At 43.1% G+C, this 6,844-nt stretch carries 7 protein-coding genes; all 7 read left to right on the top strand.

Annotation, left to right across the window (positions count from 1 at the left end):
* A partial coding sequence (locus tag H8706_RS11555) for a DEAD/DEAH box helicase family protein (RefSeq protein ID WP_262432753.1) occupies positions 1 to 2,868 on the top strand: 2,868 nt, incomplete at its 5' end.
* Between the two features lie 103 nt (positions 2,869 to 2,971).
* Entirely contained in the window at positions 2,972 to 3,433 is a 462-nt protein-coding gene (locus H8706_RS11550; protein WP_262432752.1) for a helix-turn-helix domain-containing protein, read from the top strand.
* Positions 3,430 to 4,338 (top strand): HipA domain-containing protein, encoded by a 909-nt coding sequence (locus H8706_RS11545; protein WP_262432751.1) that lies wholly within the window; start codon positions 3,430 to 3,432, stop codon positions 4,336 to 4,338. The genes H8706_RS11550 and H8706_RS11545 overlap by 4 nt, the downstream gene beginning before the upstream one ends.
* 80 nt (positions 4,339 to 4,418) lie before the next feature.
* The gene (locus H8706_RS11540; RefSeq protein WP_262432750.1) at positions 4,419 to 4,880 is read left to right on the top strand and encodes a helix-turn-helix domain-containing protein; all 462 of its coding nucleotides are present in this window, start codon (positions 4,419 to 4,421) and stop codon (positions 4,878 to 4,880) included.
* A gap of 74 nt (positions 4,881 to 4,954) precedes the next feature.
* Complete coding sequence (locus tag H8706_RS11535) at positions 4,955 to 5,089, top strand: hypothetical protein (protein ID WP_262432749.1); 135 nt, start codon at positions 4,955 to 4,957, stop codon at positions 5,087 to 5,089.
* Between the two features lie 106 nt (positions 5,090 to 5,195).
* Positions 5,196 to 5,501 carry a MobC family plasmid mobilization relaxosome protein gene (locus H8706_RS11530; protein WP_262432748.1) on the top strand — a complete coding sequence of 102 codons (306 nt, stop codon included), beginning with the start codon at positions 5,196 to 5,198 and terminating at the stop codon, positions 5,499 to 5,501.
* On the top strand, positions 5,501 to 6,844 hold a 1,344-nt coding region (locus tag H8706_RS11525; RefSeq protein WP_262432747.1), incomplete at its 3' end, for a relaxase/mobilization nuclease domain-containing protein. The genes H8706_RS11530 and H8706_RS11525, both read left to right, overlap by 1 nt.

The raw sequence follows: 6,844 nt of genomic DNA, 5'->3' as shown, positions 1-6,844 counted from the left end.
CAAAGCAAAATCGAGGTCAAATATTCAAATCTTACGGGTGAGTGGAATATTCAAGGCAAGAGCGCCGATAAGGGCGTTAAGGCTACCAACACCTATGGTACAAGCCGTATCAGCGCTTACAAAATTATTGAGGATTCGCTTAATCTGCGTGATGTGCGTATCTTTGATTATATTTACGACGAAAACGGTAACAAGGTTGCAAAGCTGAATATCAAGGAAACCACCATTGCACAGCAAAAGCAAGCGTCAATCAAGCAAGCCTTTGAGGATTGGATATGGAAAGACCCCGACAGGCGTGATGACCTGTGTAAAATCTACAATGTTCGGTTTAACTCTATCCGTCCCCGTGAGTATGACGGCAGCCATATAACCTTCAACGGGATAAACCCCGAAATAGCTCTGAGGAAACACCAAAAGGACGCTGTTGCACGAATTATGTACGGCGGCAATTCACTGCTCGGTCATGTGGTCGGCGCCGGCAAAACTTGGACTATGGTTGCGGCAGCAATGGAATCACGGCGGCTCGGACTTTGCAATAAATCGCTGTTTGTAGTACCAAATCACTTGACCGAGCAATGGGCGAGCGAATTTTTGCAGTTATATCCGGCAGCAAATATTCTTGTTGCAACAAAAAAGGACTTTGAGATGAAAAACCGCAAAAAATTCTGCGGCAGAATTGCAACAGGCGATTATGATGCCGTTATTATCGGGCATTCACAATTCGAGAAAATACCAATGTCGGCTGAAAGGCAAAAAACCATACTGCAAAATCAGCTTAATGAGATTTTGGATGGTATTGCAGAGGCAAAAGCCGAAAATGCGGAGCGTTACACGGTTAAGCAAATGGAAAAGACAAAGCGTGGGCTTGAAACAAAGATAAAAAAGCTCAACGACCAAGAACGCAAGGACGATGTTGTTACCTTTGAAGAAATCGGTGTTGACAGAGTGTTTGTGGACGAAGCACACTTTTACAAAAACCTTTTCCTTTACACAAAAATGCGGAATGTCGGCGGCATCGCACAGACCGAAGCACAAAAGTCAAGCGACCTGTTTATGAAAACACAGTATCTTGACGAGCTTACGGGCGGAAAGGGCGTTATTTTTGCAACGGGAACTCCGGTGAGTAATTCAATGGTTGAGCTTTATACTATGCAGAGATATTTGCAGTATAAATCGCTCCAAGAGCGTGGATTACAGCACTTTGATAGCTGGGCGTCCACCTTTGGTGAAACCGTATCGGCAATGGAGCTTGCACCCGAAGGCAGTGGTTATCGTATGAAAACAAGGTTTGCAAAATTCTTTAATCTGCCCGAACTCATTGCAATGTTCAAAGAGGTTGCCGATATTCAGACGGCGGATATGCTGAATTTGCCCGTGCCGGAGGTTGAATATCACAACGAGGTTGCAGAGCCGACCCAATTTCAAAAGGATATGGTTGCCGACCTCGGAGAGCGAGCCGAGGAAGTGCGTAAAAGGACAGTCGATCCGAGTGTTGACAATATGCTGAAAATAACGAACGACGGCAGAAAATTGGCTCTCGACCAGCGAATGATAAATCCGATGCTGCCCGATGATGAAACCTCAAAGGTTTCCGTATGCGCCGAGCGTGTGTATGAGATATGGAAAGACACAGCAGATAGAAAAGCTACACAGCTCTTGTTCTGTGATTTATCTACACCGAAATCGGACGGAACATTTTCCGTGTATAACAGCATACGGGAAAAGCTGCTCCAAAAAGGTATTCCCGAAAATGAGGTTGCTTTTATTCACGACGCAAACACAGAGGTTAAAAAAGATGAATTATTCAAGAAAGTGCGAAGCGGTGATGTTCGTGTACTTCTCGGCTCCACATCAAAAATGGGTGCCGGAACAAATGTGCAAAAACTGCTCTATGCCTCGCACGACCTTGACTGCCCGTGGCGTCCGGCAGACCTCGAACAGAGAGCCGGGCGTATCATCAGACAAGGCAATACAAACGAGAAAGTGCATATCTACCGCTATGTAACCAAAGGAACCTTTGACACTTATATGTGGCAGACGGTGGAGCAAAAGCAGAAATTCATATCGCAGATATTTACTTCAAAATCTCCCGTCAGAGTTGCGGACGATATTGACCCAACCGCCCTGTCCTTTGCGGAGATAAAGGCACTCTCGACAGGTAATCCGCACATCAAGGAGAAAATGGAACTTGATATGGAGGTGTCCAAGCTGAAGCTGATAAAATCGTCCTTTATGTCGCAGATTTATGACCTTGAGGATAAGGTTATAAAGTATTATCCGAAAAAAATATCCGAAATTTCCGCAAGGATAAAGGGACTTGAAAAGGATATTGAAACCGCACACAAGCACCCTAAAATTGAAGATAGGTTTAACACAATGACGATTGACGGATTTGGATATTTTGAAAAGGAACAAGCCGGAAAGGCGTTAATTGAGAGATGTAAGAAAATGACCTCGGAGGAGCCGGTTTTAATCGGCGATTACCGGGGTTTTTCTATGGAATTATCGTTTGACAGCTTTCAAAAGCAGTTTTATGTGTCGCTCAAAAATGAGCTTTCGCATAAGGTGGAGCTTGGCACAGATGTTTTCGGTAATATTCAGCGTATCGACAACGCTATCGACGGTCTTGAAAAACGGCTTGAAATATCCAAAGAGGAGCTTGCGAACACCAATACGCAGTTTGAAACGGCAAAGGCTGAAGCAAAGCGACCGTTTCCGCAGGAGGCGGAATTGCAGGAAAAAACAAAACGCCTTGCCGCAGTCGAGGCACTGCTCAAAATGGATAAAAAGGACGATAATGTTATCGACACCGATGTTTCCGATGCACAAGCGCCGCAGCAAAAGCGTGAATACGCTATGGCAAGGTAAAAAATCATAGTGCATATTGATGAAAAAGCTCCGTGCATATTGACAAAAGGTCGGTATTCCGATATACTATATGTATAATAATATTGAAAGGGCGGTGCTGAAAATGACATTACAGAATTTACTCAACAGCGAAAATATTACGAAGTATCAGCTTTCAAAGATAAGCGGAGTACCGAAAACAACCGTTATAGATATATGTTCGGGGAAAACCTCAATTCAAAAGTGCAATGCAAAAACCGTACAGCAGATAGCAAAAGCTTTGAACTGCTCTATGGAGGATATAATGGAGCTTGAAAACGGCGAATACAGCTCTGAAACAGGTATGCCGACGGACGAAACGCACTTTGAGTGCGGACTGCCGAAGAACCTCGCAGAATCGCTTGAACGAATGAAAAAATCGTGGAAAATTGTAGACAGCGGCGAAAAAGATTACCATTGGGATATATGCTGGTGTGAGCTAAACGCCGATATAAATTCCGCAGAGGTTGAAAACCTCATTTCAAGTGAGCAAGCGTGGTACTTACGGCGTAAATATTTAAGAATGGAAAGGCAGGATGATATATGATAGACTTTACAAATGCGGTGCAAAAAAACAAAACTTATGCCGGAGCCAACGGCGGTAAAATTTCGGTTTTGTATAACGGCGAGCAATATATGCTGAAATTTCCGCCGTTCCCTACAATAAATAAGGAAATGAGCTATACAAACAGCTGTATCAGCGAATACATCGGCTGCAAGGTTTTTGAGTCTGTGGGAATACCCGTACAGGAAACGGTTATCGGAACCTACACAAGCAAGGGCAAGGAAAAAGTTGTTGTTGCCTGCAAGGATTTTACCTCGCAAGGGATAACGCTTCAAGATTTTGCATCACTCAAAAACCGCATTATTGACTCCGAAAGAAACGGTTACGGTACGGAGCTTGCAGATATTTTGTCCACCATTGACGAACAGACAGCGATGGATTCCGAAACACTTAAAACAAGGTTTTGGGATATGTTTATCGTGGACGCTCTGATAGGAAATTGGGACAGACACAACGGAAATTGGGGATTTTTATATAACAACGCTACCGATGAAGTAACGCTCGCCCCGGTATTTGATTGCGGCAGCAGCCTTTACCCGCAGGCGGACGAGGACTTAATGAAAAAGATATTAAGCGACAAAAACGAGCTTAATCACAGAATTTTCGATATACCGTTGTCTGCTGTAACCTATAACGGCAAAAAGATAAATTACTTCAAATTTTTGTCGGAGGGTAAATTTCCGGACTGTAACAAGGCTCTCAAACGGATAGCAAGCCGTATTGATATGAAGAAAATCTATGAAATTATAGACAATACGCCTACCATAACAGAGCTTCAAAAGGAGTTTTACAAAACAATGCTCACGGCAAGAAAAGAGCGTATCATTGATTTTTCCTTAAATAAATTAAAAGAAAAGTCAAAAAAGCACGATGATATGCAAAGATAATAAAATCAAATAAGGCATAACCGGCAGGAGAAATCTTGTCGGTTTTTTTATGCCCGAAAATATGGAAGGAATGATGATAAATGAATAACAAAAAACCAAAACCCATAGGAAGAACGATAAAGCTGTGCAGACAATATAACGGCTTGTCGCAGTCGGAACTCGGCGAAAAGGTCGGCTTTGCGAAAAAGACCGCAGGGACACGCATAGGACAGTACGAAGGAGAGCGAATTTACGCAAAACCGCAGATTACCGCAAAGCTGGCAAGGTTGCTCGGCATACACAGGTTTGCAATATCAAGGCTGTCTGTCGATTCCGAGCTTGAAACGCTCCACACAATTTTTAAGATTGATATGCTTTACGGACTTAATTGGAGCAAAAACGGAGATGTCGTATCGCTGTCGTTCCCCGATAACTGCAAGACCGTAAACCGACACTTGAAAAAGGTGTATGAAGCTCGGCAGGCGTTAATGCGTGGAGAAATCACCTATGATGATTACAACCACATAAAGAATGCCTGCGGAACATACAAAAAACGCAAATAAACACACGCAAATCAGTCTGCCCATATGGCAGGCTTTTTTGATACAAAAATTTATGAAAGATGAGGTAATCAAAAATGAACACCAATTACAACAGAGAAGCGTTTGTGCGCTCGCTTGAAAAACTGTCCCTGCAAGGACGAATGCGGAATGTAAAGGAGGCTTTCCCGGCGGAAAGTATAACGCCGAAGGCGGACGGGGCAAATGCGTGAGCATTTGTATTAGCAAGCACGGCATTTTGCTATCAAAACGCCCGCTTGTTAGTGGCAATGCCCCTAATACCCCGCCGCACGGCTAAAAGAAAAGAGGTGATTTCTAATGGATAGAAATACTGCTGTATTGGTGCGTCTTTCCCCAAAAGAGAAAGAACACTTGAAAGCACAAGCTGCTGCTTGTGCCTTAAAAATGGAGCCATATATTCGCAAGCTGATTATGGGTAGTGTTATTCGCCCCCGTCCGCCCGATGAATATGTAAAACTGCTTCGTGAGATAAACGCTATCGGAAACAACATAAATCAGATAGCACATATCGCAAATGCAGAGCAGCGTATCTCGGAGGATAAAATTGAAACCGTGCTGCAAATGCAAAATGATATTATGCGGCTTGTGAGGAGCGTCCGATAATGGCAATTACGAAAATATGGACGGTTAAATCAAGGCTCGATTCAAGTCTTAACTATATCGCAAATCCCGACAAGACAAGCATAAAACCCGACATTGATGCGGTAGAGGGTGTAATCAAATATATAAAAAATGAGGACAAGACCGAAAATTGCCTTTATGTCAAAGCATATAACTGCACGACAGACAAAGCCTTTTCGGAAATGTTGGAAACACAAGAGTTTTTCGGAAAAAGCGGTCGCAAAAACGGTGTACTCGCCTATCATTTGGTGCAGTCGTTCAAGGACTTTGAAACCACGCCCGAAATTGCTCACAGGTGCGGACAGGAGCTTGTCGAACGGCTTTTTGCGGATAAATACGAAGCCGTCATAGCAACGCATCTTGACCATAAGCACTTGCACAACCACATAATAATAAATGCCGTTTCATACATTGATGGCTACAAATACCGCAACAATTATAAGGACTACTTTATAGACATTCGGGGTATTTCAGACCAAATATGCCGTGAAAACTGTCTGTCGGTAATCAACAAGCCGCAAAGGCGAGGTATGCACTACGGCGAATGGCTGGCGTTAAAAGAAGGCAGACCGACCATTCGTGGAAGTATCCGCCGTGATATTGACGAAATCATAAAATGCTCATACACAATGGAGCAGTTTTGGCAGAACCTAAAAAAGCGTGGTTTTGTCATTCACCGCAAAGGTCCGAATATAAAACACACCTCAATAATTGCACCGAACGCAAAACGCCCGATGAGGCTTGATAATCTCGGCAAGGGTTACAGCGAAGCAGAGATTTTGGAAAGGATAATCGCAACCCGAAACGGAATTATCACGGCTGCACCGTCCGAAATACCCAAAAAGCAGTACAAATTCAGAGGTAACATTAAAAATGTAAAGGGCAAGAAGTTAAAAGGCTTTATCGCCCTATACTTCCACTACCTCTACTTATTCAAAAAAATTCAGCGTAAGCAGACACCTCAAAGGGTGTCATTTTTTATGCGTGATGAATTGATTAAATTTGACCGCTATCAAAAGCAATTCAAATTTTTGCTCACGCATAATATCGAAACGGGCGAAGATTTGCAGAAATACCAAAAGGACAAAGAAGCCGAAGTTGAGATTTTAATTACACGGCGTAAAAAATTATATGAAGGAAGGACTGATGAAAATTGTGATGAGGTCAAAGACCAAGCGAAAGAAATCAATGCGGAGCTTAACGAACTCCGAAAAGAAATCAGACTGTGCAAAGCAATATTTAAGGATTCGTATAAAATTGCCGAGAAAAAACGGCAGGCGCTCGCTTTGCAGAAACAGGCAGACAAGGAGTTGAGAGAAAATGAA

This window comes from Qingrenia yutianensis (assembly GCF_014385105.1).
GTDB lineage: Bacteria > Bacillota > Clostridia > UMGS1810 > UMGS1810 > Qingrenia > Qingrenia yutianensis.
The sequence above is the reverse complement of the archived record's forward strand: the minus strand, read 5'-3'. Positions and strand labels throughout refer to the sequence as shown.